At 44.2% G+C, this 24,177-nt stretch carries 21 protein-coding genes, 2 tRNA genes and 2 pseudogenes; 11 read left to right on the top strand and 14 right to left on the bottom strand.

Features of this window, described 5'->3' with window-relative positions:
* Nucleotides 1-411: 411 nt before the first annotated feature.
* Nucleotides 412-1,446 carry a branched-chain amino acid aminotransferase gene (locus G541_RS0101830; RefSeq protein ID WP_009551378.1) on the bottom strand — a complete coding sequence of 345 codons (1,035 nt, stop codon included), beginning with the start codon at nt 1,444-1,446 and terminating at the stop codon, nt 412-414.
* A 267-nt stretch (nt 1,447-1,713) separates the two neighbouring features.
* On the opposite strand from G541_RS0101830, the pseudogene G541_RS09160 reads away from it, so the two are divergent.
* From G541_RS09160 to G541_RS0101815, 3 genes and pseudogenes are all read left to right on the top strand, one after another.
* A pseudogene (locus G541_RS09160) lies at nt 1,714-2,919 on the top strand (metal-dependent hydrolase family protein).
* A gap of 24 nt (nt 2,920-2,943) precedes the next feature.
* Nucleotides 2,944-4,128 carry a hypothetical protein gene (locus tag G541_RS0101820; protein ID WP_027826294.1) on the top strand — a complete coding sequence of 395 codons (1,185 nt, stop codon included), beginning with the start codon at nt 2,944-2,946 and terminating at the stop codon, nt 4,126-4,128.
* Nucleotides 4,129-4,149: 21 nt separating this feature from the next.
* Nucleotides 4,150-5,502, top strand: a complete 1,353-nt coding sequence (locus G541_RS0101815) for a M20/M25/M40 family metallo-hydrolase (RefSeq protein ID WP_009551385.1) — start codon at nt 4,150-4,152, stop codon at nt 5,500-5,502.
* A gap of 88 nt (nt 5,503-5,590) precedes the next feature.
* Here the strand turns inward: G541_RS0101815 and G541_RS0101810 are convergent, their stop codons facing one another.
* The 4 genes and pseudogenes from G541_RS0101810 to gdhA form a co-directional block, all read right to left on the bottom strand.
* Nucleotides 5,591-7,153 (bottom strand): cation:proton antiporter, encoded by a 1,563-nt coding sequence (locus tag G541_RS0101810; RefSeq protein WP_027826293.1) that lies wholly within the window; start codon nt 7,151-7,153, stop codon nt 5,591-5,593.
* A gap of 162 nt (nt 7,154-7,315) precedes the next feature.
* Nucleotides 7,316-8,254, bottom strand: a complete 939-nt coding sequence (locus tag G541_RS0101805) for an alpha/beta hydrolase (protein WP_155824440.1) — start codon at nt 8,252-8,254, stop codon at nt 7,316-7,318.
* 47 nt (nt 8,255-8,301) lie between these two features.
* Nucleotides 8,302-9,171 (bottom strand): annotated as a pseudogene (locus G541_RS09155) (aldo/keto reductase).
* Between the two features lie 176 nt (nt 9,172-9,347).
* Nucleotides 9,348-10,682 carry an NADP-specific glutamate dehydrogenase gene (gene gdhA / locus G541_RS0101795; protein ID WP_027826291.1) on the bottom strand — a complete coding sequence of 445 codons (1,335 nt, stop codon included), beginning with the start codon at nt 10,680-10,682 and terminating at the stop codon, nt 9,348-9,350.
* A gap of 320 nt (nt 10,683-11,002) precedes the next feature.
* Between gdhA and G541_RS0101790 the strand changes: the two genes are divergently transcribed.
* Genes G541_RS0101790 through G541_RS0101775 form a run of 4 tightly spaced genes read left to right on the top strand, consistent with a single transcriptional unit; the run spans nt 11,003 to nt 14,762 of the window.
* Nucleotides 11,003-12,097, top strand: a complete 1,095-nt coding sequence (locus G541_RS0101790; RefSeq protein ID WP_035162715.1) for an ABC transporter ATP-binding protein — start codon at nt 11,003-11,005, stop codon at nt 12,095-12,097.
* Nucleotides 12,084-12,893, top strand: coding sequence for an ABC transporter permease (locus tag G541_RS0101785; RefSeq protein ID WP_027826289.1), 810 nt, complete (start codon nt 12,084-12,086; stop codon nt 12,891-12,893). Before G541_RS0101790 ends, G541_RS0101785 begins: the two co-directional genes overlap by 14 nt.
* A 1-nt stretch (nt 12,894) precedes the next feature.
* A complete protein-coding gene (locus tag G541_RS0101780; protein ID WP_027826288.1) occupies nt 12,895-13,695 on the top strand; it encodes an ABC transporter permease in 801 nt (266 codons plus the stop codon).
* Nucleotides 13,692-14,762: an ABC transporter substrate-binding protein gene (locus tag G541_RS0101775; RefSeq protein ID WP_027826287.1), complete on the top strand. Its 1,071-nt coding sequence runs from the start codon at nt 13,692-13,694 to the stop codon at nt 14,760-14,762. The genes G541_RS0101780 and G541_RS0101775 overlap by 4 nt, the downstream gene beginning before the upstream one ends.
* 388 nt (nt 14,763-15,150) lie before the next feature.
* On the opposite strand, the gene G541_RS0101770 is transcribed toward G541_RS0101775, so the two are convergent.
* The 9 genes from G541_RS0101770 to G541_RS0101735 all read right to left on the bottom strand — a co-directional run bounded on the left by G541_RS0101770 (nt 15,151) and on the right by G541_RS0101735 (nt 22,474).
* Nucleotides 15,151-16,050: a ketose-bisphosphate aldolase gene (locus G541_RS0101770; protein ID WP_035162677.1), complete on the bottom strand. Its 900-nt coding sequence runs from the start codon at nt 16,048-16,050 to the stop codon at nt 15,151-15,153.
* Between the two features lie 48 nt (nt 16,051-16,098).
* Nucleotides 16,099-16,956 (bottom strand): class II fructose-bisphosphate aldolase, encoded by an 858-nt coding sequence (locus tag G541_RS0101765; protein WP_027826285.1) that lies wholly within the window; start codon nt 16,954-16,956, stop codon nt 16,099-16,101.
* Nucleotides 16,957-16,979: 23 nt separating this feature from the next.
* Complete coding sequence (locus G541_RS0101760) at nt 16,980-18,104, bottom strand: PTS fructose transporter subunit IIC (RefSeq protein WP_035162674.1); 1,125 nt, start codon at nt 18,102-18,104, stop codon at nt 16,980-16,982.
* Nucleotides 18,105-18,125: 21 nt separating this feature from the next.
* A complete protein-coding gene (locus tag G541_RS0101755; RefSeq protein WP_027826283.1) occupies nt 18,126-18,446 on the bottom strand; it encodes a PTS fructose transporter subunit IIB in 321 nt (106 codons plus the stop codon).
* A 19-nt stretch (nt 18,447-18,465) separates the two neighbouring features.
* The gene (locus tag G541_RS0101750) at nt 18,466-18,930 is read right to left on the bottom strand and encodes a PTS sugar transporter subunit IIA (RefSeq protein ID WP_027826282.1); all 465 of its coding nucleotides are present in this window, start codon (nt 18,928-18,930) and stop codon (nt 18,466-18,468) included.
* 6 nt (nt 18,931-18,936) lie between these two features.
* Entirely contained in the window at nt 18,937-19,383 is a 447-nt protein-coding gene (locus G541_RS0101745; RefSeq protein ID WP_027826281.1) for a PTS sugar transporter subunit IIA, read from the bottom strand.
* Nucleotides 19,370-20,848, bottom strand: coding sequence for a BglG family transcription antiterminator (locus G541_RS0101740; RefSeq protein WP_027826280.1), 1,479 nt, complete (start codon nt 20,846-20,848; stop codon nt 19,370-19,372). The genes G541_RS0101745 and G541_RS0101740 overlap by 14 nt, the downstream gene beginning before the upstream one ends.
* A 354-nt stretch (nt 20,849-21,202) precedes the next feature.
* Entirely contained in the window at nt 21,203-21,373 is a 171-nt protein-coding gene (locus G541_RS10340) for a hypothetical protein (protein WP_155824438.1), read from the bottom strand.
* Between the two features lie 42 nt (nt 21,374-21,415).
* Nucleotides 21,416-22,474 carry a MucBP domain-containing protein gene (locus tag G541_RS0101735; RefSeq protein ID WP_027826279.1) on the bottom strand — a complete coding sequence of 353 codons (1,059 nt, stop codon included), beginning with the start codon at nt 22,472-22,474 and terminating at the stop codon, nt 21,416-21,418.
* Nucleotides 22,475-22,965: 491 nt separating this feature from the next.
* Here G541_RS0101735 and G541_RS0101730 point away from each other — a divergent pair.
* From G541_RS0101730 to G541_RS0101715, 4 genes are all read left to right on the top strand, one after another.
* A tRNA-Lys gene (locus tag G541_RS0101730) sits at nt 22,966-23,038 on the top strand.
* A 59-nt stretch (nt 23,039-23,097) separates the two neighbouring features.
* Nucleotides 23,098-23,613, top strand: coding sequence for an SA1002 family membrane protein (locus tag G541_RS0101725; RefSeq protein WP_027826278.1), 516 nt, complete (start codon nt 23,098-23,100; stop codon nt 23,611-23,613).
* Between the two features lie 67 nt (nt 23,614-23,680).
* Nucleotides 23,681-23,753, top strand: a tRNA-Lys gene (locus tag G541_RS0101720).
* Between the two features lie 131 nt (nt 23,754-23,884).
* Nucleotides 23,885-24,118 (top strand): hypothetical protein, encoded by a 234-nt coding sequence (locus G541_RS0101715; RefSeq protein WP_009551410.1) that lies wholly within the window; start codon nt 23,885-23,887, stop codon nt 24,116-24,118.
* Nucleotides 24,119-24,177 lie beyond the last annotated feature (59 nt).

Genomic DNA, 24,177 nt, shown 5'->3' with positions numbered 1-24,177 from the left:
ATATTTAATTTCAAATACTCTTTAACATACGAAAACAGCAAGGCAAAAGATGTTCACCTTGCTGTTTTGAATTCAATAGCTCTAATTTTTGAAAATGAATTACGTAACTAGTTATTGCTTATTGTTGGTTGGATGGTGTCTTTATTAACATATTCACATTCTCAGATCCCTATCTCTAGCTTTGATCTCTTGCAATGTTCAACATTGCTACGAGTTTATGTGCTAGCGCACGGGATCTAATCGAGGATGTTCACACTTCTACGCCTTTTACCCGAACTGGTTCACACTTCTTTAACGTGCTCCTCACCCAACTCCCTATCCCTAGTCATAAACTCTTGTGATGCTTGCGCATCACCGCGACTTCATGCACTAGGGCACGCACGGGAGTTAATCGGGTTCGTTCACACTTCTTTAGTCCACCCGCACAATCCAGCCTTCTGGCGCTGGCCGGTCACCAAACTGAATCCCCGTCAACTCTTCATAAAGCTTCTTCGTCACTGGGCCCACTTCTGTTTCCGAGTAAAATTCATGATAAGTATCACCCACTTGGAACCCAGCGATTGGTGAAATAACCGCTGCCGTTCCGCAAGCACCTGCTTCAGCAAAACGATCCAAATCATTGATGTAAATGTCACCTTGTTCTACTTCCATCCCAAAATTATGTTCCGCCAAGTAAAGGAGGGAGTACTTTGTCACTGATGGCAAGATTGATGGTGACTTTGGAGTCACAAACTTTCCGTCCTTGGTAATACCAAAGAAGTTTGCGGAACCGACTTCTTCAATCTTTTCATGGTTAACCGGATCCAAGTAGATGCAGTCGGAGAAACCAGCAGCGTGGGCCTTACTCCCTGGCAAGAGGCTAGCTGCATAGTTGCCCCCAACCTTGCTAGCTCCAGTTCCCCGGTGAGCAGCCCGGTCATATTCTGAAACCAAGAACTTAGTTGGTACCATACCACCCTTGAAGTAGTTTCCAACTGGCATCGCAAAGATACTAAAGATGTATTCCTTAGCAGCATGGACCCCGATGTTTTCACCGACCCCAATCATCATTGGCCGTAAATACAGTGTCCCCCCAGTTCCATAAGGTGGAACGAATTCTTCATTGGCCTGCACTACTTCCTTGCAGGCATCAATAAACATTTCTACCGGTACATGAGGCATCAGGAGGCGGTCACAACTGTCCTGAAGGCGCTTGGCATTGCGGTCAGGCCGAAATAACTGCACATGATTATCCTTAGTTCTATAAGCTTTCAAGCCTTCAAAAGCTTGTTGTCCGTAGTGTAAAGCTGGAGATCCTTCGTTGATCACCAGGTTAGCATCTTCTTCTAATCCTTGCTTGTACCATTCACCGTCTTTCCAATAGGCACGGTACCGATATGGCAAGTCCATATAGTCAAAGCCTAGATTTTCCCAATCAATTGTCGTCACAGGCGCTTTTGCTGTCATAGTTAAGTCCTCCTAATGCTTCGTTATGTTTACTATACTAAATTTTTTGAGAAATAACAGCCCATTTTAACTACCGAATGCAACTCTATTTCTGGCAAACAAAATTTCACCTATTTATATACTACATGTCCTAACTTTTAAATTAATGCGTTTTCAGGGGTTGCAAATATTTTCAATAGTGCTAAATTATTGTTAACCATTTTATTAAAAAATGATTAATTTGTAATTAGTTGATAATGAGTTTCAGGTTAAAAAGGAGATGTGCCTATGGATAAACTATTTTTTAATTGCAATATGTTTGACGGAACAACCGCTACTTTAACTGAAAACGCTTGATTTGTGGTCAACGAAGCTGGCCGGATTAGCAACCAAGGGACGGGAAAATATCCAGATGTCGCCGATCGTACCGATCTTCAAGGCAAGTTTGTGATGCCTGGTCTGATTAATGCCCATACGCACATTATGATGAATCCCATCACTAATAAAACAGAATACTTAACTGAAGCTGAAGCAACCGTGCAAGCACTACATAATCTCGAATTACTCCTTAAGAGTGGGCAAACTTATGTCCGCGACTGTGGCTGCGCATTTAATGTCGATATCCAATTGGCAAACTTTTATCGCGAAGGGCGGGTTTTTGATTTCAAAATGCCAGAAATTATGCCTTCCGGGCGTCCTCTTTCAATGACTGGTGGTCACGGTGATTTTACTGAAGGACACGACGGTTGCACTACCTGGGGCTACTTAACCGATTCACCTGACGAAGTCCGCAAGACCGTCCGCCAGGCATTCAAGCTCGGTGCTCAAAACATCAAAGTTATGGCTACGGGCGGAATCATGTCAGCTACTGACCAAGTTGATGATACCGAACTCTCACTAGAAGAACTGAAGATGGCTGTTGCCGAAGCCCATTCTAAGCATATGACTGTGGCTGCCCACGCTGAAGGCCGAGCTGGTATTCACAACGCTATCCTCGCTGGGGTTGATTCAATCGAACATGGTTCTTACCTGAGTGATGAGGACATTGCCGCTATGAAAGAACAAGGTACTTTCCTAGTAACTACATTAATTGCTGCTTGGACTATTCCTGAATATGGCGAAGGTAAGTTACCTCAATACATGTTGGACAAGGCTAAAGCCTTTATTAACGATTACTTCGAAAACATCGGCAAAGCCATTCGAGCCGGGGTCAAAATCGCTTTTGGGACTGATGCCGGGACGCCTTTTAACCGCTTTGAAGAAGCTCCCTATGAATTACAGCTACTAGTAGAAAATGGTGCCACTAATTTCCAAGCCCTCCAAGCGGCCGGAAAGTTCTCATCCGAACTACTCGGCATTGAGACTGATTACGGCACACTCGAACCAGGGAAATTTGCTGATTTCTTAGTTCTAGATGCTGATCCATTAGCTGACGTCAAAGCCGTCCAACAAAAGGACAAGCAAGTTTACAAAAAAGGCCAACGAATGTTCTAAATTTTTAAAGAGAGGAAGCTGCTTATGGAAAACCTACTTTGTTTTTTGACCATCATGGTCGCCATGTTCCTGGGTGAATGGGTATCTAAAAAAACTCATTCTTGGATCCCATCAATTTTTGTTGTTGCGATTATTTTCTTGATCGGTTTTTGGACTGTTTTCCCCAAAGACTTAATTGCCCAAGCATCATATTCTAAAGCATTTATTACCATTGCCATCGGGATCCTGTTGGTCCACTTAGGAACTTTAATGAATTTAAAAAAGTTGGTTCAACAATGGAAAGCCGTTTGTATCGCCGTATTAGGGATGTTAGGAACTTTAATCTTCACCCTGACAATCGGGCTAGCATTCTTTGGACGTGACCTCGTTGTTTCCACTGTTCCAACCCTTACCGGGGGCTTGGTAGCAGCCGCTTTGATGACTCAAGGGATCCAAAAAGCGGGAATGGTAGCTTTAGTTGCCTACCCAGTAACAATGTTTGTTTGCCACCACATCATTAGTTTTCCTATGATTTCAACTTGCCTCCGCAAGGAAGGGGCACGCCTGAAGGTTGTTTTCCAAAAAGATCCGGCAACAGCGAAAGCAGCGGTTGCCAGCGATACTGGCTCTGGTAGCAGCAACGACCGCCAACGCTTCTTTAGCCTCGGCGCCGAATATGACACACCTGCTTTCATCATGGCTAAAGTAGCCCTGGTCGCTGTTTTCAGTTTTTGGATTTCTAGCTTACTCCATGGTGTGATCAATGCCAACGTTCTCTGCCTAATCTTCGGGGTAGTAGCCCATGCGGCTGGCTTCTTACCTGATGATGCTTTGAATAAGGCCAAAGTTTTCAACTGGTTGATGTACGGGTTGCTGGTTTTCGTCTTGGCCGAATTAAACGCAACAACACCAGCTACAATCGGTAAGATCCTCCTCCAAGCATTGATCTTAATCGCTTTAGGCTTACTCGGGATGTTTTTGGCATCAGTTATCCTGGCTAAGCCGTTCGGCATGAGTCGGCCCATGGCTTTTGCCTGTGCTCTCACTGCCCTGTGTGGCTTCCCCGCTGACTACATTTTAACTACCGATGTGGTTAATAGTTTAACTGACGATGCCGATGAACGGGCCTTCCTTTTAGACAACATGCTTCCTAAAATGCTGGTTGGGGGGTTTGCAACTGTTTCGATTGCATCCGTATTGATCGCATCCTTCTTCCTCAACATGCTTTAATTTAGAAAAGAGGCTTTGCTTATGACAGTAGATATCAATGATGTTGAAAAGTTTGTTGCTGCTGAACTTGAAACCAGTGCTAAATATTTAACTATTCCTAGTGTTTCCGCGCAGGGACGGGGAATTAAAGAAACCGTTACCTACCTCACCGATTGGTTCCAGGACTTGGGAGCTGACCAGGTCAAAGTTTTCGACCAGTACCAAAATCCCGCTGTGTTTGCCTCCTTCACTGGCAACAGTGCCAAAACAATTTTGTTCTATAACCACTATGATGTTCAGCCCCCAGATCCCTTGGATGAATGGGAATCCGATCCGTTTGACCCAACCGTCCGTAATGGCAAGTTATTTGCCCGCGGGGTCTGTGATGATAAGGGGGAATTGATGTCCCGCTTGGCCGTAGTCCGGTATTTTCAAGAACATGGTGGTCTCCCATGTAATTTGAAATTCTTCATCGAGGGTGAAGAAGAAATTGGTAGTCCCAATGTAGGTAAATATGCCCAAGATGCTGCTGAGTATCTCAGTTGTGACGCTGTTATCTGGGAAGGTGGCGGTAAAAACGAAGCTGAAAAGTTTCAGATTATCGCTGGGACCAAGGGGGTGGCTTCATTTGAAGCTGAAGTTACTACTGCCCAATCTGACGCTCACTCTTCTTTGGCTCCTTACCTGGACAATGCTGCTTGGCGCCTCGTTCAGGGGCTAGCAACACTATATGGGCCAGACCGCAAGATCAAAGCTGAGCATTTCTATGACAATGTTCAACCATTGTCACCGTATGCAGCCGAACAAGTTGCCCAGCAAGAACCCGACTTTGACACTCAAGCAGTAGTTGATACCTTTGGTGTTAGTCACGGTAAGCTTCCGGTAGCCAAACCGTTTACAGCCGTAATGACTGAACCAACCATCACTATTAATGGCCTTTCAGCTGGCTATGAGGGTGATGGGGTCAAAACTGTCATCCCTCGACGTGCTAAGGCTAAGCTTGACTGCCGTCTAGTTCCAGGGCAAGACCCAGAAACTATTGTCGGCTACCTGCAGGATCAACTTGTAAAAAATGGTTTCCCTGATATCAAGCTCCACTTCCTGTTAGGAGAAGATGCTTACCGGACTAATCTAGAAGATCCGTTCGTTCAGCTTGGTAAACGCGTAGCTGCAGAAGTTTATGGTCAAGATCAGGTTGTCCTAGTTCCTAATCAACCTGGTGGTGGCCCAATGCTTCCATTCTTTGAAGTCACCCAAGCACCACTGATGGGGATCGGTGTTCACTACGCTGCTAGCACCCCTCATGCTCCAAATGAAAACATCCGTTTGACTGATTACCAGCAAGCTTCGGGTTATCTCGCCCGCTTACTTGAAGAATTCAGTCAGCAAGCTTAACTTATACTTTCTAACCTATCTTTTCTTTAGCCATTAAAAAGCAGAGTGCCGTTCTCATTAAGAATTGACACTCTGCTTTTGTGTTTATTTAGCGCAATTTATTATCTGGATCCATCAGTATCGACAATGCTAGCGTGATTTCATCATAAAACCGATAAATATCATCAGTTAGTTCTTCTTTTTGTGAAATCTCATCAATATACCGCCATTCCTGCATCAACGCCCAGGTCAAGGCTCGTTGTTCCAGTTCTTTTTCGCCTTGCGTCAGCTCTGACACGCTAGTCCGACGCCATTCTTGCCAAAAGTCCCGCTGGCTAGTTCGGTTGGCCTGGTCCGCTAAATCATACATTACCCGTTGCCGCACCCGGGGTGGCAAGTAGATCTTTTTGACTGCTTCGCGCCCGGCCCGTACCATTTCAAGACGAATCCGATCCCGCGTGGCGTCCGCCTCAGTTGGAGGCGTAGCGGCTGGTAAGATAAAACGGAACAGGACTGTCGGAACAATCATACTTAACAGGATTAAAAAGATTTCTGCCAAAAGTACCTGGTTAAACTGGGCACTAGTCAGACCACTTTCTTCAATTGAAAAGACTAAAGCCATTGTGATCGCTCCCCGAACCCCGCCGAGAGCAAAGACCAAGCTCTCATGGTGGGATACGTGTTTGAACCGCTTGTACAGGTAACGTACTAAAAGATTAATCCCATATAAAAGGGCCCCGGTTGCGATACTGATACTAAGGTTGACCAAACCGAGTTCAGCACGGAAGATCCGCACCAGCATCAAGCCCAGAATCACAAACACCGCGCTATTCAGCAAAGCCTGGGTAAAGTTCATTAATACCAAATTGGTATGAAACTGCTTCACATGGGCGAAGCTACTACGCGATGACTCACTGTTTTGCACCAACCCGGCCATCACCACTGCGATGATTCCTGACATATGGAAGTGTTCAGCAATCAAATAGATAAAGATTGGGGTCAATAAGTACAGGATTGCTTGACCATTATAAGTCGAATTCTTGGTAAATAATTTCCGAAAAGAAATCATCCCAAAAGCAAAAAGGAAGCCGAAAACTACCCCGCCCCCAGCTGCAACAATAAAGGACATGATCGAACCTTGCACATCCAAGTGGCCCCGTGTCAACCATAGTGACGTAGCACTCAAAAGCACAATTCCGGAAGCATCGTTGAACATTGATTCTAACTTGAGGGCGTGTTCCGTTCGTTCAGGGACTATCAGGCCGTCGGACACTGCTTCAGTAGCTGTTGCATCCGTTGGGGTAGCTAGGGATGCCATGATAAAGGCCAAAGGTAAGCTATATCCCAATAAATAATGGACTGAGAATCCTGCTGCAATGGTAATCGCTAACGCCAAGACCAAAGCTAGGGAAATGATCGCTCGTACTTGCCGCCAAATCAGATTCAGCCGCGTCGCCTGCCCTTCGAAATATAGCAGTGGCGCGACTACAAAGAGCATGAATATTTCCGTATTGAAGTTGACCACCAAATCATTCAAAAACGGGATAAAGCCTATGGCAATCCCAAAGGCAATCGCAACATAACTTCCTGAAACCCGGGGTAAGAACTCATTGATAATACTAGCTAAGGCTGCCACGATGATGATCGTGCCACCGGAAATAATCAATTCCATCTAACCATTCCTTTCCTAATTTTCTTCGTGTTACATAGTTCTATTAATTAACACATATTTCAGCTGAAATTGCTACTAATTTGATGTTTATGTAAAAAAATAAAATTAAAAAAGAATAAAACTGAAAATCATCTAATTTCAGCTTTATTCCATTAATCAATATTATTCACGGAGGTCCGGATAGAGCGTAAGCTCACCATCGTCTTGAGCAAGCCACACCTGAACTGCATCGACCCATTGAGCTAAGTTAGGCACGATATAATCAGGAGTCGTTGCACTTGTTCGGTCTGCCAATGCTACCCCATGGCCTCCTTTTTCATACAAGTGATATTCACACGGCACTCCCGCTTGCTGCAATTTGAGAATAAATTGCGTTGTCGTCAGGGGATTAACCGTTTGATCTTCGTTACCCTGCCAGATAAAAGTCCGCGGCATATGGGCAGATACGTTTTGCGTTAAATCCAGTTGTAGGATATCTTCGCGTGCCATTAAATCCCGAAAAGCATCCCTTTCTTTGACGTTAACTTCAGTTGCTGTCAACATCGGATAGGCCAAGATCAATCCCTGTAAGGTTAATTGGGTAAACTGCACCCCGAATCTTTTTTGCCATTCGGGATCACGATAGTTTTCAGCAACGGTTCCTACCAGGTGGGCCCCCGCCGAAAAACCTAATAAATATATCCTGCTTGTTTCAATAAACCAAGCGTCGCTGTTTTCTTGGATAATATTTAACGCTTGAACTAAGTCTTGAACAGCATCAGCGATCCGAAAGCCCTGGTTAATTACGCCTGGTTCACCGGGATTTTTTGGTCGCTGTTTAAAATAAACAGAATAATCAACCAAGACAACATTGTAACCCGCACCCAAGAAACGAGCTACCACTGGTTCACTCTCGCGGTGGGCTAATGTTAAATAACCACCACCCGGACAGATAACCATCAGAGGCCGCTTGATATGGCGGCGATGAGTAATTTCTTCGTCCAAGATATATGCCTTCATCATCGCTGTCCCAGTAGTCCGTAAATTTATTTCGTGATAATACATCCGTACTTCCTTCTTCCTACTAAAAGCAAAGGCTGGGAGAAAGTCTTCCTTTCTCACCAGCCTCCCGTTCAATTGTACTCCATAACTTACTTGGTCATTATTATTTAGTAATTAAAAATCACTTCATCCGGATCCTTGCACTGCCCACCTAAGTCCTTCAAAGCGAAAATTTTTGCCATTTCTTCATCAGTCAGTTCAAAATCAAAGATCTCCATGTTTTGCTTAATTCGGTTTGCATGCACTGACTTTGGCAATGGAACCACGCCTTGTTGGAGGATCCAGCGCAGACTAACTTGGGCAGTCGTCTTACCATGAGCAATGGCAATTTCTTGCATAACTGGGTTGGTTAAAACAGTCGCTCCCTACCCACCAAGTGGTCCCCAGGCTTCAACTACAATGTCCATCGCTTGGAGTTCCTTGATCTCTGCTTCGTGCGTCCAGCCAGGATGGATTTCAATTTGATCAACCATCGGTTTGATTGTTGCTGTTTCCAGTAACTTCTTAACATGGTGGGGCATAAAGTTACTCAAGCCAATGGCCCGTACTTTTCCTTCTTGATATAGCTCCTCAAAAGCCCGCCATGTTTCTGCATTAATCTTAGCCGCATCAGCCCCGAACTGCTTTTCATTGGCTGGCCAGTGGATCAGATACAAGTCGAGGTAATCCAATCTTAACCGGTCTAAGCTGGCTTGAAATGCTTGTTTGACGTTTTCATAGCCCCAGTCAGAAGTCCATAATTTTGAAGTAACAAATAAGTCTTCCCGCGCTAACCCAGATTCTTTGATCGCTTGGCCTACACCTGCTTCGTTTTTATACAATGAAGCTGTATCAATATGGCGATAACCTGCTTGCAAGGCAGCCTTGACCGCAGCGGCTGTTGCGGCTGGTTCTGTCCGGAAAGTCCCGTAGCCTACACAAGGAATTTCTACCCCGTTATTGAGTTTTACTGGTGAATTAACATCGACTAGTGTTATTGTAAAGCCTCCCAATTACTATTATTAACGGTATTATTATACAATTCGCCGTAACTGTTACTAAAGTAATTTGCTTACTAATAGTTAGCTTTCACATTTGTTAATCCACTTTCTGGATAAATTAACAAACGGGCAGAACTTATCTTCCACCCGTTTTCATCCGTATACTAGTAAACTTATACTACTCCCTGAGCTTCCATCGCTCCAGCTACTTTTAAGAAGCTAGCAATATTAGCTCCGGCTACATAGTTACCCGGCATCCCGTATTCAGTAGCTGTAGTTGTAATATTAGTAAAAATATCCTGCATAATCTGGCGTAACTTAGCATCAACTTCAGCAAAGCTCCAGTATAGGCGTTCTGAATTTTGACTCATTTCCAGTGCCGATACGGCTACTCCACCAGCGTTTGCTGCTTTGCCTGGCAAGAAGGCCACCCCTTGTTCTTGGAGATAAGTTGTCGCTTCCAGGGTGGTTGGCATATTAGCTCCCTCTGCTACTACTTGCACACCGTTAGCCACCAAAGCCTGGGCATCTGCCAAATCCAACTCATTTTGCGTAGCACATGGTAGGGCAATATCGGTCGCTACTGTCCATACACCCCGCCCGTCATGATATGTGGCACTTTCTCGAACTGAAGCATATGCTGTCAGCCGTTCCCGGCGTTGCTCTTTAACCTCTTTGAGTAAAGCTACATCAATCCCGGCTGGATCATAAACCCACCCTGAGGAATCAGACACCGTAACGACCTTGGCTCCCAACTGTTGGGCCTTTTCAACGGCATAGATTGCGACGTTACCAGCACCTGAAACAGTTACTGTCTTGCCTTGGAGATCTTGTCCTTGGCTCGCTAATAAGGCTTCTACAAGATAAAGCAAACCATAGCCCGTAGCTTCAGTTCGGACCAGGGAACCACCCCACGCCAGGCCTTTGCCTGTTAATACCCCTTCAAAGCGGTTGGTCAACCGTTTGTACTGGCCGAACAAATATCCTACTTCGCGGGCACCGGTCCCAATGTCACCGGCTGGAACATCAATATCTGCCCCAATATACTTGTACAGCTCTGTCATAAAGCTCTGACAAAAAGCCATAATCTCGCGATCCGATTTTCCCTTAGGGTCAAAATCAGAACCTCCCTTAGCCCCACCAATAGGTAATGTCGTCAGGGCGTTTTTGAAAATCTGTTCAAAGCCCAAAAACTTAAGAATTCCCAGGTTAACCGTAGGGTGCAACCGTAACCCTCCCTTGTAAGGGCCAAGCGCATTATTAAATTCTACCCGATAACCGTTATTTACTTGAACTTGTCCCTGGTCATCCACCCATGGCACTCGGAACAAAAGTTGCCGGTCCGGTGTTGTCAACCGTTCCAGGAGCGCTAATTTACGATAACGTTCTTCCTTTGCTTCGACCGCTGGCCGGATCGTCTCTAAAACTTCTTTGACTGCTTGGTGAAATTCTGGTTGAGCAGGATTTTGCTGTACCAAGCGGGTGTATACATCATCAACATATGCCATAAGATGACCTCCTTTAGGACAAAAAAGTGTCTTTTTTATTAGTATAATCGTTGTTTAAATTAAAAATCAATAAGAAATGCTCATTTTAAGTTAATTAAAACCATTTCCCACTTCCATATTCGCGATAACTTTTTCTTCCTTCATATCCTTCAAAGTGCTATGATTTAGCAGCGGTAATTTTTCATCAATAAATTAACCCGCTTTGATAGACGATCAAATCATCTTTCTATTAACGACGGGCATAAACATATTTAAATAAAAAAATAAACGATAATTACCATAAGCACATACTTAATACCAAGGGAGTGATATGATTGGCGATGCTCAAGTTTACCGGAGTAAAGAAACAATTCGGATCCAATGTTATCTTGCAAGACATCTCATTTGAAATCGAGGAGGGCAAGTTCTATACCATTTTGGGTCCTTCTGGATCCGGAAAAACTACCATTTTACGTTTGATTGCGGGCTTTGAATTTCCTGATGGCGGGACAATTGCTTTTGATGGCCAAACCATCAACCAAGTTCCAGCCAACAAGCGCCAGGTAAATACAGTCTTTCAGGACTATGCTTTGTTTCCCCACCTCAATGTGTTTGACAATGTTGCCTTTGCCTTGCGCTTGCAACGGGTCAACAAACAGGAAATCACTGCCCGGGTGAATGAAGCCTTAAATCTCGTTCACCTAGCTGACTTTGCTGACCGCGAGCTGGATGAATTATCAGGAGGACAGAAGCAACGGGTTGCGATTGCCCGCGCCATCGTCAATCGGCCCAAGATTCTCCTCTTGGATGAAGCACTCTCTGCTTTAGATCATAAATTGCGCAAAGAAATGCAAACAGAACTCCGCCAGCTCCAACGGCGCTTGGGGATTACCTTCATCTTTGTCACTCATGACCAGGAAGAAGCGTTAGCTATGAGTGACCATATAATGATTATCAATAACGGGCTGATCGAACAGTCAGGAACCCCAGTGGATATTTATGATGAACCTTTGAACCACTTCGTTGCTGACTTTATCGGTGAGTCTAACATCATCCCCGCCACAATGGTTGAAGACTATGCAGTTGAAATTGATGGACGACAATTCTCTTGCCTTGATGGTGGGTTTGAACCTGACGAAGCAGTTGAAGTCGTTTTGCGTCCCGAAGATCTCGATATTACCTCAGTTGCTAAAGGGATGCTCACAGCAACGGTCGAATCACAACTCTTCCGTGGTGTCGACTACCAAATCGTGGTCCGTGATACCGAAGGGCATGAATGGACGATTAACTCAATCCATAAAACCGTTGTTGGTAAGCAAATTGGGATCACTTTTGATCCCGAAGACATCCATGTCATGCGGTTCAATGAAAGCCAAACTGATTTTGATGCCCGTTTAGCTACTTACCAAGAAGGAGGCGCTCATGAGCAAGAATAAGCACCTGGTCTTTACCCTGCCTTATATCTTATGGCTGGCATTGTTTGTAACCGCACCGTTGGTTTTGATTTTTTATCAATCATTTCTTAATATTAATGGTCATCTGACCTGGGATAACTACCGTGACTATATCCATTCGGCAACCTACCTCCAAATGACCTTTAACTCCGTTTGGTATGCCCTGGTGATCACCGTCATCACCCTAGTGGTTGCCTACCCCGTAGCCTATGTCATTGCCCAACTTCGTAGTAAAGATTTTTGGCTAGCGCTAATCATCCTCCCCACCTGGATCAACCTCCTCTTAAAGACCTATGCGTTCATCGGGCTTTTGGGACAACATGGGTCTATTAATAACTTTCTGCGTTTTATTGGGGTAGGAAGTCACCAATTGCTCTTTACTAATGCCGCCTTTGTTTGGGTGGCCGCTTACATTGAACTACCATTTATGGTGCTCCCAATTTTTAATGCAATCACAGCGATTCCTACTTCGCTAATCAATGCCAGCCTCGACCTGGGAGCCAGCCGGTGGCAAACCTTGACCAAGGTGATTTTCCCCCTGAGTAAAAGTGGGGTTGCCGCTGGGATCCAAGCGGTTTTCATCCCATCGCTATCCCTCTTCATGATTACCCGTCTGATTGGGGGAAACCGAGTCATCACCCTAGGTACAGCAATCGAAGAGCACTTCTTGACTACCCAGAACTGGGGCATGGGGTCGACCATCGGCGTGGTTTTAGTCCTGGCAATGCTGATAGTCATGGTACTAACAGACGATAACAATAAAAAAGGAGGTGCCTGAGTTGCCTCAAAAACGTTTTTCTATCGGCAGAATTTATCTCGCACTGGTCCTTATAGTCATGTACTTGCCCATTTTTTACTTGATCTACTATTCATTTAGTTCTGGTGAGCGCATGGACGGTTTTCATCACTTTTCATGGGTCCATTATCAGGCCCTCTTTCAGGATACCCGCATGATTAGCATTGTTCTTAATACTTTAGTCTTGGCCCTCCTCTCCGCCCTTCTAGCTACCGTAGTGGGGACCGCAGGAGCCCTCATGATCAATGGAATACATAACCGCTTGTGGCGGCGTAATATCCTGATTTTAAATAACATCCTCCTTGTTTCACCGGATGTTATCATCGGGGCAAGTTTCTTGATTTTCTTCACTTTCCTCGGTTTTAAACTGGGTTTTTGGTCCGTATTGTTCAGCCATGTGGCTTTTTCCATTCCGATCGTAGTCCTTATGGTCCTGCCACGGGTTAAAGAATTACCCAAATCACTTAAAGATGCAGCTTATGACCTGGGAGCTACTAGGTGGCAAGCTTTCTCCCAGGTAACTATTCCGGGGATCACGGATGGGATCATGGCCGGCTTCTTTATGGCCTTGACTTATTCATTGGATGATTTTGCTGTAACCTTTTTCGTTACCGGGAATGGTTTTTCAACTTTATCAGTTGAAATTTACTCCCGGGCGCGCCAAGGGATTGATCTTGAAATCAATGCCTTATCTACAATAATGTTCCTTGTATCACTGATCTTAGTCTATATTTACTACCGCTTTTCTACTAAGAAAGGTGCTAAAAGGAGGCTCAACCAATGAAGAAACTCTTATCAGCCGTGATCTTCCTGCTCGCTGTTATCGGCGGTTTGACATTATGGAACCGGCAACTTACTACTAGTCGGCAGGCTTCATCACCTACTAAAACATTGGTCATCTATAACTGGGGGGATTATATCGATCCTGCTTTGATCACTAAGTTTGAAAAACAAACTGGTTATCATGTCGACTATGAAACATTTGATTCTAACGAGGCGATGTTGACCAAAATCCAGCAAGGAGGGACTCGGTATGACCTCGCAGTCCCTAGTGAATACACCGTTACCAGGATGGCCAAAGCCCACCTGATTAGACCCTTAGATCACCAACAATTGCCCAATCTGCAAAATATCGATCCCCGGTTGCTCAATCAAAGCTTTGATCCCCGTAATAAATACTCCGTTCCTTACTTCTGGGGGACCCTGGGCATTATTTACAATGATCGCCTGGTCAAAAATCCCCCCCAGCACTGGAACCAGTTATGGGAACCCCGTTTTCACAAACAAGAAATGCTTCTTGACAGTGCCCGTGACATGATGGGGATCGCGCTGATCACCCAGGGACACTCGGTTAATACTACTGATACCGCAACTTTGGTAGCAGCTGAGCAAAAGCTCACCCACCTGATGCCCAACACCCGGGCAGTGGTTGGTGATGAAATGAAACTCTATCTTGAACGAAACGAAGCAGCTTTAGGTGTTACTTATTCAGGTGATGCAGCAGAGATGATGGCCGTCAACTCGCACCTCCATTATGTTGTTCCTAGTGAGGGAAGTAATATCTGGTATGACAACTTTGTTATTCCTAAAACAGCCAAAAATACCAAGGCTGCTTATGCTTTTATCAATTTTATGCTTGAACCTAAGAATGCGGCACAAAATGCCGACTATGTTGGTTATGCTACCCCGAACCGGCAGGCTAAGAAGTATTTGGATCCTGAGATAATTAATAATAAGGCCTTTTATCCGGATGAACGGACGATGGAGCATTTGGAAGTATATAAGGACTTGCCTCGCAAGGTTAACCAAACATATAATGATTTGTTTTTGAAGTTTAAGATGACAAAATAGAAGTGTGAACATCCTCGGTTAGATCCCGTGCACTAGCATATGAACTCGTAGCAATGTCAAACATTGCAAGAGATCAAAGCTAGGGATAGGGATCTGAGGATGTGAGCACGTTAAGGAGTAGAAGTGCTGAGTAGTACGGTTAGAAAGCGTGATCTAACCTAGGGTAACGAATGATGAGTATCATCAGAGGACCCGTAGTTAGATATAGCTTTCTGCACGACGAAGCACGACAATAGCAGTGTGATCGAACCCGGGTAACTCCCGTGCCCTAGTGCATAAAGTCGCAGTGATGTGCAAGCATCACAAAAAAGCTGGGGCTTGAACATTTTCGTGTTCAAGCCCCAGCCTTTTTAAATTAGAGGTAGTTACTTAGGCGTAACGCTTAAGTTTAGATGAATTCTGCACGCCATGGGTCGATGCCTTCGTAAAGGGCAGCCTTACCAACAGCATTGAACAATTCGTTCTTGTGGTGAACAACCTTCTTACCAGCTTCGATTGCTTCTGGGAAGAGGGTGTTTGGATCCCAGCCATCGTTTTCAGCTAAGATTTCACGTACCTTAGCAAAGAATGCGTGCTTGTAGTCAGAGGAGATATTAACCTTGCTGATCCCGTTAGCAACAGCGTCGGCAATTTGGTCATCTGGGTTTGATGAACCACCGTGAAGAACTAATGGTGTATCTGGTACAGCCTTAACAATGTCTTTCAAAATGTCGATCCGGATCTTTGGTTCAACATCAGATGGGTAGATCCCGTGGCTAGTCCCGATAGCAACTGCCAGTGTGTCAACACCAGTTTCCTTAACGAAGTCAGTGGCTTCTTCAACAGTAGTGTAGATACCTTCTTGCTTGTGACCTTCAACGTGCATCCCTGTTTGACCGATAGTCCCGACTTCACCTTCGACAGTAACGCCTACACGGTGTGCCATTTCAACAGTAGCAGCAGTTTCTTTGATGTTATCTTCCCAGCTCTTCAAAGATAAGTCGATCATTACAGAACTGAAGCCATCATGAATTGCCCGGGTCACGCTGTCAATTGAATCACCGTGGTCCATGTGTAATACTACTGGAATCTTGCTGTTGCGAATCCGTGTTAAAACGTAGCTAATGAAGTCATCTTTGCAGTATTCCAATTCAGTTGGGTGGATAGCAATGATTGCTGGTGCATAGTCAGCTTCACATTGTTCGATTGCCATCCGGAATAATTCCATGTTAGATACATTGTATGCACCTACGGCGAACTTGTTCTTCTTAGCAACTTCTAACATTTGAGTCATATTAACTAAAGTCATATTATATATCCCCTTTTAAACCGTTTACATTTTTTCTGATAAAAATAACTACATTACACTTTTTTCTGCTGAACCTGAAATCTTGATGTATTCTTTGACCACTTCCTTCGCTGGTTCTAAGGTCGTTGCCATAATTTCAACGTAGTCCCGTTCAGGGTTACGTGCGAATTGTTCTTGCAAGGCATTGGCCTGAGCATGCATAACATCGGAACCAACATTAATCTTATTGATCCCCGCCTTCACGGAAGCCTGGATGTTCTCTGCTCCACATCCTGACCCACCGTGCAAGACTAACGGAATTCCCGTTACTTTTTTGACATTTTCAACGATGTCACAGTGGAATTCTGGCACATACCCTTCCGGCATAATCCCATGAGAAGATCCGAAAGATAGGGCGCAGACATCAATTCCAGTTTGTTGGATAAAATCAATTGCTTGCTCTGGATCAGTGAACATATCTCCATCTGTAAAGTGTTCACCAGCTGTTGCTCCCATTGCTCCGATTTCGGCTTCAACAGTTACCCCATAATCATGAGCCAACTGTACGATTTCCCGAGTAATTCGGACGTTTTCTGCGTATGGATGTTCGGACATGTCAACCATCACCCCGGTAAACCCGGCTTTGATAGCTTGCTTGACATACTCTTCATCTTTCCCGTGGTCTAAATTGATCGCTACTTCCACCGTAGCTGCTTCAGCTAGACGGCGGATTGCTGGGAGGACAACTTCCATTGGCAAATCTGTTTGTATATGTTGCATGAGAAGATCCAAGATGATCGGCGCATGCATTTCTTCGGCGGCTTTAATAGTCAAATAACTACTTTCAAGATTGAAAACGTTAATGGCCAACACACCGTAGTTTTCACGGTTTGCTCTCTCTAGAATACTACCCATTGAAACTAGCATTCATCTACCCCCAAGTTATGAGCCTATTGTAAAGTGATACCTGATAAGTCTACGTCTTCTTCCTTGTCATCATCAGTATCTAAAGTGCCGTTGTATTGATCATCAGATACAGGTCGCTTTAAGATTACCAACAAGATAGCTGTTACTAAGGAACCTGCTAACAAGGCGATAACAGCGATCAATGGCTTGGACATTGCTGGAATAACGAACACACCACCAGATGGAACAGGACTTTCGTTCCCAAGGCTGTAACTGATCATCCCTGTGATCCCACAACCGATCCAAGTACTTGGTAACACTCTCAGCAAGTCATTCATAGCAATCGGAATAACACCTTCAGTGATCATGCAGACACCCATTGGGAAGGCAACTTTGATGTTGTCAACTTCTTGCTTAGTCCAGATTCTCTTTCTGAATAACTTAGCGATGAAGTAAGAAATAGTAACACCAAATGGAGGAACCATAGCAGCAAGAACTTTGATACCTTCAGGACCTTTGATCCCTTCAAGCAACAGACCGTCACAGATCAGGTTAGGAATCTTACTGATAGCTCCACCGTAGTCGAAGGCTCCGATCCAACCGATCAAGAAGCCGTACATAGCTCTTTGGGAACGATCCAAGCCAGTGATGAAGTGGTTCAAGCTCTTAGTCATCAGTTGTAATGGATCACCAAGAACGAAGAACATAATTACGGCAGTTAAGATTGCTGTCAAAGTTGGGATAATCAACATTGGCATCAGACCACTTGCCCAGTTTGGTACCTTGAGGTACTTCTTGAGTAACAATGCGATGTAACCGGAGATGAAACCACCGATGATCCCGCCTAAGAACCCTGCTCCTAAGAAGGAAGCAATTTGTCCGGCTAAGAATCCTGGTGCAATCCCGGGACGGTCAGCAATAGAATAACCGATATATCCTGAAATGAATGATGGCAGTAAGCCCATCCCGAGAACCCCAAGCGTCGTCATCGCATTTGGGAAGTTCATCTTCGCCATGGAGGTGACGTTTTGACCACCCATCAAGTTACCAATCGCAATCAACAAACCAGATGCAACAACCAACGGCAACATGTAAGAAATTGACGTTAATAAGTGCTTTTTAATCGCATTTCCGACCTTCTTAGCACCTGATAAATTATTTTTTGCCATATTAATCACTCACGCTTTCTATTAAGCCTTCTGTGCGTTAACTTGTTCTTCAATTTTTTGTAAGAGCTGTTTTGGAGCCTTAACCACGATGGAAGTCCCTACCTTGACTGTTGGTAAGTCCTTGAACCGTTCGTTCCCGCTAGTTGCAATATCAACTGCAAGAAGGGCTACATCAGCCTCTGCAATTTGTTCAGGAGTCAATTCGTTTTCAGTTCCGATTGTCCCTTGAGTTTCGACGTGAATCTCATGGCCTAAAGCCTTTGCTGCTTTCTCTAACTTTGCCTTTGCCAAATACGTATGGGCAATACCTGATGTACAGGCACAAACACAAACAATTTTCATAATATTGACATCTCCTAACTTATGCACCTAGAAGTTCAATCAACTGTTCTTTGGTCTTAACAGAGTGCATTGCTTCGATAAAACCATCATCTGACAATAGAATCGCGACCTGTTGGAGCAACTTGAGGTGAAGAGTATCTGCATCCTGATCACGGACTGCAAACAAAATCACTGCGGTTACTGGTTCGCCATCCAAGGTTTCCCATGGAATCGGGTGATCACTCAAGCCTATTGCGATCGTTGTATTTTGAACTGCAGTCGACTTGCCGTGCGGAATCGCCACACCCTGGCCGATCCCAGTTGCGCCTTCTTCTTCCCGTTTGAAAACGTCAGTTACGAAGGCTTCTTTGTCAATAACGTCGCCATCCTCGGTCAATAAATTACTGAGTTCGTCGATGACTTCTGCTTTTGTTTGTCCCTTCAGATGCAACTCGATCAAGTTAGCATTGATGATTTTAGCAATATCAAATTTTTCATCAGCCATCACTACTCACCTCTCTTCACTTAAAATTGCACTAACTTCTGCGACTGTTTGTGCTTGGCTAACGCGCCAACAAAATTGTTCGTCAGCCAGCTGGGTTATCATTTCACTAATCTCTCTTATCTCTTGCTGGTGCACCAAGGTTCGCTGGGGAACAGCGAAAGCCAATAAAAGATGCACTTTAGTTCCATCCAGGCAATCCCAATCTTCCAGGGGACTGGCGAGGAGGCCCACGCAAATTTGCGGGGTAAACTCCTTATCAATGATGATGTGAGGAATCGCTATACCACTGATTAATGCTGTATCAGCAAGGGCTTCACGCGTCATTAACGTCGCTTTAACTTCTATCTCGTCAAGGTTAAGAGTGGTAGCGGCAGCGTGCGCTAACTGCTGCAAAGCCTCCTGTTTGTTCGCTCCGGTCAATTGTTGACCAGTAACCAAACTACTTTTTCTCATTTTGGATCCTTTGAACAACTTTTTTGACCTGTTGTTCATCCTTCTCTGTGAAAAAGGCACTAACCTGTTCGACTGGCACATCAACCTCACTCTTCAGTGGTACTGTACTAATCAGCAACTCGATATTTGGACTTGAATCAAGAATTTTCTCGATGTCAAATGTCGAAGCTATACCAACGATCTCAATTTCAGGGATTGCATTTTTAATTTTGGTGGAAATAATTCCCGATGTCCCGATCCCTGTCGTACAGATCACATAGGTTTTAACCCGATTTTCGCGGGCGGCAACGTAGTATTTGACAAAGTACAAACAGATAAAGCCTGCTTCGTCATCTGAAATCCGGGGAAGAGAAAACTCCTCGCTGATGACTGCCGATGCTTCACGCGTTGCTGCAAACACCTTAGGGTATTCGAGCTTGATACTGTTTAGTAACGCATTGGGCAACGAAATGTTCATCTTTAACCGACTGATCATCGCGAGAATATGACTCCTGATATCTGCTCGAATTGAATCGTCAAATATGAAGTTCAACTTCTCGGATACTAGTGCGACGAACTGGTCGGTTACCTTGTCTGAAAGCTCCCCGTCACCTAATACCACCCCGTCAAAGGAATTGAAACGGGAAGTTACTAGGTACTCAAACAGGTAATAGGCTTCAGACTTTAAGGTGTTTTCCCCCAGGTGCAAGTACTCACGGATATTCGTGATAATAGTCTGGCAAACACTGAAAATTTCTGGATTGTTTTGGAATTCCTTCTGCAAGTCCTTCTCATTTTCAATGGAAGCATCAACTAATTTGTACTTGCGGGCCCGGCTGAGCAAGATGTAGATGTGGGCAAAGAAATTAACGTTGTAAGGATATGGCAATAGCCCATTCAAGGTGCGCTCTGCAATTTCCACTTGACTGAGTGCCATATGAAAATCATCTTGATTCATCGAATCTGAATCATTTTTCAAAGCATCGATGTCAGTCGCATTACTCAAATGGAATACGACTTCGATCAGAGCATCACGCACTGCCTTCTCACTTCCAACTACCCGTAAGGACCGCTGCTTGCGTACCAGCTTGAGGTCCCACTTCTCTAGGCGTTGACCAATCTCTTTGACATCTGTCTGCAATACCGACTCGCTGATGTAGAGTTTGTTTACCAAGTCATAGATCATTACCGCATTTGGAGCGGCAAACAGTAACTTGGTAACAATATACTCGCGTCTGAGTTTGACTGAAGAATTGGTTTGCGAATTTTCATTCGCAACATCCAGGTATGTGGCATAGTCGAGTTTGTATCCTTGGCCTCTTTTAGCATTGATAATTTGTTTAGAAAACTTTTTATTGATACTACCGATATGCCGGGTAATCGTTTTGGACGATACACCCAGTTCACTTGATAGCTCATCAGAAGTGGTGAACTCGGTGTGAGTTAATAAATAATCAATAATTTGTTGATCAATATCCTTCAGCATCGTTTTCCCCCTCCTGACAGTTTTAATTCTATCTTTAATGAAAGCGCTTAAATTACCGATAAATGTCCGTTGCAAGGGTCAGCAACGGACATTAAAGGACATTTACAATTAGGGACAAAGGACACTTAGATTTGGTGTCCCTTGCGGTTGAGCAGATGGAGGCGGTACCACGAATAAAAAGCTTTTCCCTCCGCTTTGCAATCATGTTATAATGAAAAACGACTCTGGGATTACTTACCATTTATCAGGTAAGCTTGGTTGCTGTTTCCTGCATTTTCCCTTGTCTACCAGCAGGCAAATGTTATTTTGTTTCTCCCCACAGGCTTAACCCACCATGTGCGGTATCCAGATCAACTATGGCTTGAACCGACATGCTGACATGTTCGAGTCGATAAAGTCTGGGTTGTGAGAGTAAGATGCCATTTTGACAACAACGATCATAGTTGACCAGAGATATACAACAACTAAGTACGAGCGACCCTTACCCGGTCGCTTTTTTGCATTCAAAAAGATCAGGATGCCCATCGTAGCATCCTGCACTCATTTTATTTAGCCAGTCTATCTTGCTTAAAATCTCTTTTTCAAACCAGTAACCGCAAACCCGGCTAACCCTAAACTCACCATTCCCAGTGCCGTTAAGACTGAAGTCTCACTGTCACCTGTTTGTGGCAATGTTGCCTTAGCTTGAGCCCGTTGAATCGGCCGTGCTTGAGTCCGCATTCTTGGCGGAACCGGTGCCGGCCGCCGGTAATTCATCACCTTCGGTGCTGGCGCCAATGGTTGTTCTGGTTGTGGTGGCAGTTCTGGCGTCGGTGTCTGCCGGTAGACATAAACTACCCGAAGCTTGCCTTGGACTACCGTTCCCGTTGGATCGGCTGATCCCTCACCTAAACGATTGAAAGTGTAACCTGAAAACTCCCGTTGGGTAGTGGTATAACCTTCACCCACCGGAACATTATCCTTAACGACAGTTTCGTCACCGCCTGGCAATGGGTTACCCTGCTCATCAACGTAGACAACCGTCACTGTTCCCCGTTTAATTTCTGGTACCGGATCAAGATTCTTACTGTAAACGTAGATCACGTGCTGGGTACCTGGGGTCACTTTCCCGTTAACAGTCGCTGAACCAGTTCCCATCCGTACAAATGTATAACCCGCAAAGTCCTTTTGGGTGGTGCTATAACTTTCACCTACTGGGACGTTATCTTTAACCACTGTAAGGTCACCACCTGGCAGAACGTTGCCATGTTCATCGACGTAAATTACGTCAACCGAACCCTTTTCCACAACGGGATCTGGAAGCTTGTCATAAGTATAGATGACATGCAGGGTTGTGTCGGCTTCAACCTTACCACTAGCAGCGGCGGATTTTTCATCCAGCCCGGCAAAGGTGTAACCATCAAAGTCTTTCTTGGTGGTTCCATAACTAGTTCCAGCTTCGGCATCGGTTACCACCGCTGCCAATTCCCCACCAGGAATTTCCTGACCAGTAGCCCGGTCAATGTATTTGACGTCAACGGAGCCTTTTTTAACCACTGGTTCTGCCAACTTACGGTAAACATAAATTACGTGCAAGGTTTGATCGGCGATTATTGTTCCGTCTGCTTTGGCTGATGTCTCTGCCATTCCGAACATATAACTCCTATAACTATAAGTGTTAGCAACATTTTCCACATATTATTCTATATAAAAAACATAAACTTATCTATGTTTAAGTAAGTACATTCAATCAACTTTCCACCAGCAATCTATTCATTTATATACAGTATATTTATGCATATAAATAATAATATATTATGGTCCCAATTATCATTACGCTTCCATATACTTTTTTAGCATGCGCTAAATTAAGTATGTATTTTTTATCTTTAATATGCGATGTTATTTTCATAAACGGCTGTATTTTCACTTATTGCTTTACTCTGGCAAATTGCAAATAAACACTTATTATTTGCAGTTGGTAAATTTTCACTTGCGTTCATCTAAATTATTTGTTAAAGTATTATTCGTTGATTTGCTTCAGCTATGAAGTGATCACGATACAACAAATCAAAAAAATCTTGTCATTGTGCAGTTTTTTTGCTATTATATTTTTGTTGTTAATTTACTTAACTAATGGACAGTTAGCTCAGCTGGCAGAGCAACGGACTCTTAATCCGTGGGTCCAGGGTTCGATCCCCTGACTGTCCATACTTGTGACAGGCTTGAGGAATCTCAGGCCTGTTTTTTGCTATTAAGGAGGTTTTTTCATGACAGTTGCCTGGGGGCTATTGATCGTAATGGTCATTATCGGTATTGTTGTACAACGACGTAAACGGGAACAGTTCGCCTTTCTCCACGCTCTGCTCCTACTCACTACGATGATTATTTTGAGCACTATTTTTATTGTTACAGCCATTGTTCTTGCCTATATGTTCAGTTCGTCGTTCCCTCATTTGCATATAGGATCACTTTTCTTGCTCTATGGTCTCGTGATCATTATTGCGGGTGTCTTTTTATACCTGGTATTACGCCTGCTCAATCGGATCCGCCCTCTATCAGTGACCACGCTCACTATCATCGAATACTACATCCAATGGAGTTTGATTTATGCAACAATCTACCAAATCATCTTTGAAAATCTCCTCCGGACGCTTAAAATCATTAAAAATGTTTCTAGTTTAACTGCATTGAGTGCCAACGCGTTACTCGTTGCTGGATTATCTTCATTCATTGCTTCTTGGATCGCAGTTGTTTTATTCAAATTCACCCATGAAGAAATATAATTTTTATTCAAAAAAGTCTTGCATTATCAATGGATACTTGCTATTATAATATCTGTTGTTAAGACATGGACAGTTAGCTCAGCTGGCAGAGCAACGGACTCTTAATCCGTGGGTCCAGGGTTCGATCCCCTGACTGTCCATCAGAGATTTACTGAGACGAGGTTTTACCTCGTCTTTTTTATTTAATTAATATTTAAGCTTACACGCCTTGCCCGTTAATGGTAGAACAATCTGCTATACTTAGTTTAGTAAATCAAGGAGGGATGCTGCTATGGGCGCATTACTGGCGATCGTTATTCTGATGCTGTTTCTTGGGGGCATCTTTTCGGTGCTTCGCTTCTTCTTCCGCGGTGTTTTTGGCTTGTTCGGGAGCTTTTTTGGGTTCCTCATTTTACTGATCTTTTTCAAGTTCTTTTTTGCTCTAAGCATTGCCGTAGTTGGTATCGTTGCCTTCTTCGGCTTTATCATCTGGGGCATCTGGGCCAATTTCACCCGGTCACTTTAACCAATAATAATTATTGCAAACAAATAGCAGGCGAAAAGAAGTTTTCTTCTCTTTGCCTG

Source organism: Ligilactobacillus saerimneri DSM 16049, from assembly GCF_000423265.1.
GTDB classification, from domain to species: domain Bacteria; phylum Bacillota; class Bacilli; order Lactobacillales; family Lactobacillaceae; genus Ligilactobacillus; species Ligilactobacillus saerimneri.
The sequence above is the reverse complement of the archived record's forward strand: the minus strand, read 5'-3'. Positions and strand labels throughout refer to the sequence as shown.

What these genes read in the sequence shown, in the direction of transcription:
- G541_RS0101725 (WP_027826278.1), top strand. Translation starts at nt 23,098, where the DNA reads ATGACAGTTGCCTGGGGGCTATTGATCGTAATGGTCATTATCGGTATT.
- G541_RS0101775 (WP_027826287.1), top strand. Translation starts at nt 13,692, where the DNA reads ATGAAGAAACTCTTATCAGCCGTGATCTTCCTGCTCGCTGTTATCGGC.
- G541_RS0101810 (WP_027826293.1), bottom strand. Translation starts at nt 7,153, where the DNA reads ATGGAATTGATTATTTCCGGTGGCACGATCATCATCGTGGCAGCCTTA.
- G541_RS0101735 (WP_027826279.1), bottom strand. Translation starts at nt 22,474, where the DNA reads ATGGCAGAGACATCAGCCAAAGCAGACGGAACAATAATCGCCGATCAA.
- G541_RS0101755 (WP_027826283.1), bottom strand. Translation starts at nt 18,446, where the DNA reads ATGAAAATTGTTTGTGTTTGTGCCTGTACATCAGGTATTGCCCATACG.
- G541_RS0101760 (WP_035162674.1), bottom strand. Translation starts at nt 18,104, where the DNA reads ATGGCAAAAAATAATTTATCAGGTGCTAAGAAGGTCGGAAATGCGATT.
- G541_RS10340 (WP_155824438.1), bottom strand. Translation starts at nt 21,373, where the DNA reads ATGGGCATCCTGATCTTTTTGAATGCAAAAAAGCGACCGGGTAAGGGT.
- G541_RS0101820 (WP_027826294.1), top strand. Translation starts at nt 2,944, where the DNA reads ATGGAAAACCTACTTTGTTTTTTGACCATCATGGTCGCCATGTTCCTG.
- G541_RS0101740 (WP_027826280.1), bottom strand. Translation starts at nt 20,848, where the DNA reads ATGCTGAAGGATATTGATCAACAAATTATTGATTATTTATTAACTCAC.
- G541_RS0101815 (WP_009551385.1), top strand. Translation starts at nt 4,150, where the DNA reads ATGACAGTAGATATCAATGATGTTGAAAAGTTTGTTGCTGCTGAACTT.
- G541_RS0101715 (WP_009551410.1), top strand. Translation starts at nt 23,885, where the DNA reads ATGGGCGCATTACTGGCGATCGTTATTCTGATGCTGTTTCTTGGGGGC.
- gdhA (WP_027826291.1), bottom strand. Translation starts at nt 10,682, where the DNA reads ATGGCATATGTTGATGATGTATACACCCGCTTGGTACAGCAAAATCCT.
- G541_RS0101830 (WP_009551378.1), bottom strand. Translation starts at nt 1,446, where the DNA reads ATGACAGCAAAAGCGCCTGTGACGACAATTGATTGGGAAAATCTAGGC.
- G541_RS0101745 (WP_027826281.1), bottom strand. Translation starts at nt 19,383, where the DNA reads ATGAGAAAAAGTAGTTTGGTTACTGGTCAACAATTGACCGGAGCGAAC.
- G541_RS0101750 (WP_027826282.1), bottom strand. Translation starts at nt 18,930, where the DNA reads ATGGCTGATGAAAAATTTGATATTGCTAAAATCATCAATGCTAACTTG.
- G541_RS0101785 (WP_027826289.1), top strand. Translation starts at nt 12,084, where the DNA reads ATGAGCAAGAATAAGCACCTGGTCTTTACCCTGCCTTATATCTTATGG.
- G541_RS0101790 (WP_035162715.1), top strand. Translation starts at nt 11,003, where the DNA reads ATGCTCAAGTTTACCGGAGTAAAGAAACAATTCGGATCCAATGTTATC.
- G541_RS0101770 (WP_035162677.1), bottom strand. Translation starts at nt 16,050, where the DNA reads ATGACTTTAGTTAATATGACTCAAATGTTAGAAGTTGCTAAGAAGAAC.
- G541_RS0101765 (WP_027826285.1), bottom strand. Translation starts at nt 16,956, where the DNA reads ATGCTAGTTTCAATGGGTAGTATTCTAGAGAGAGCAAACCGTGAAAAC.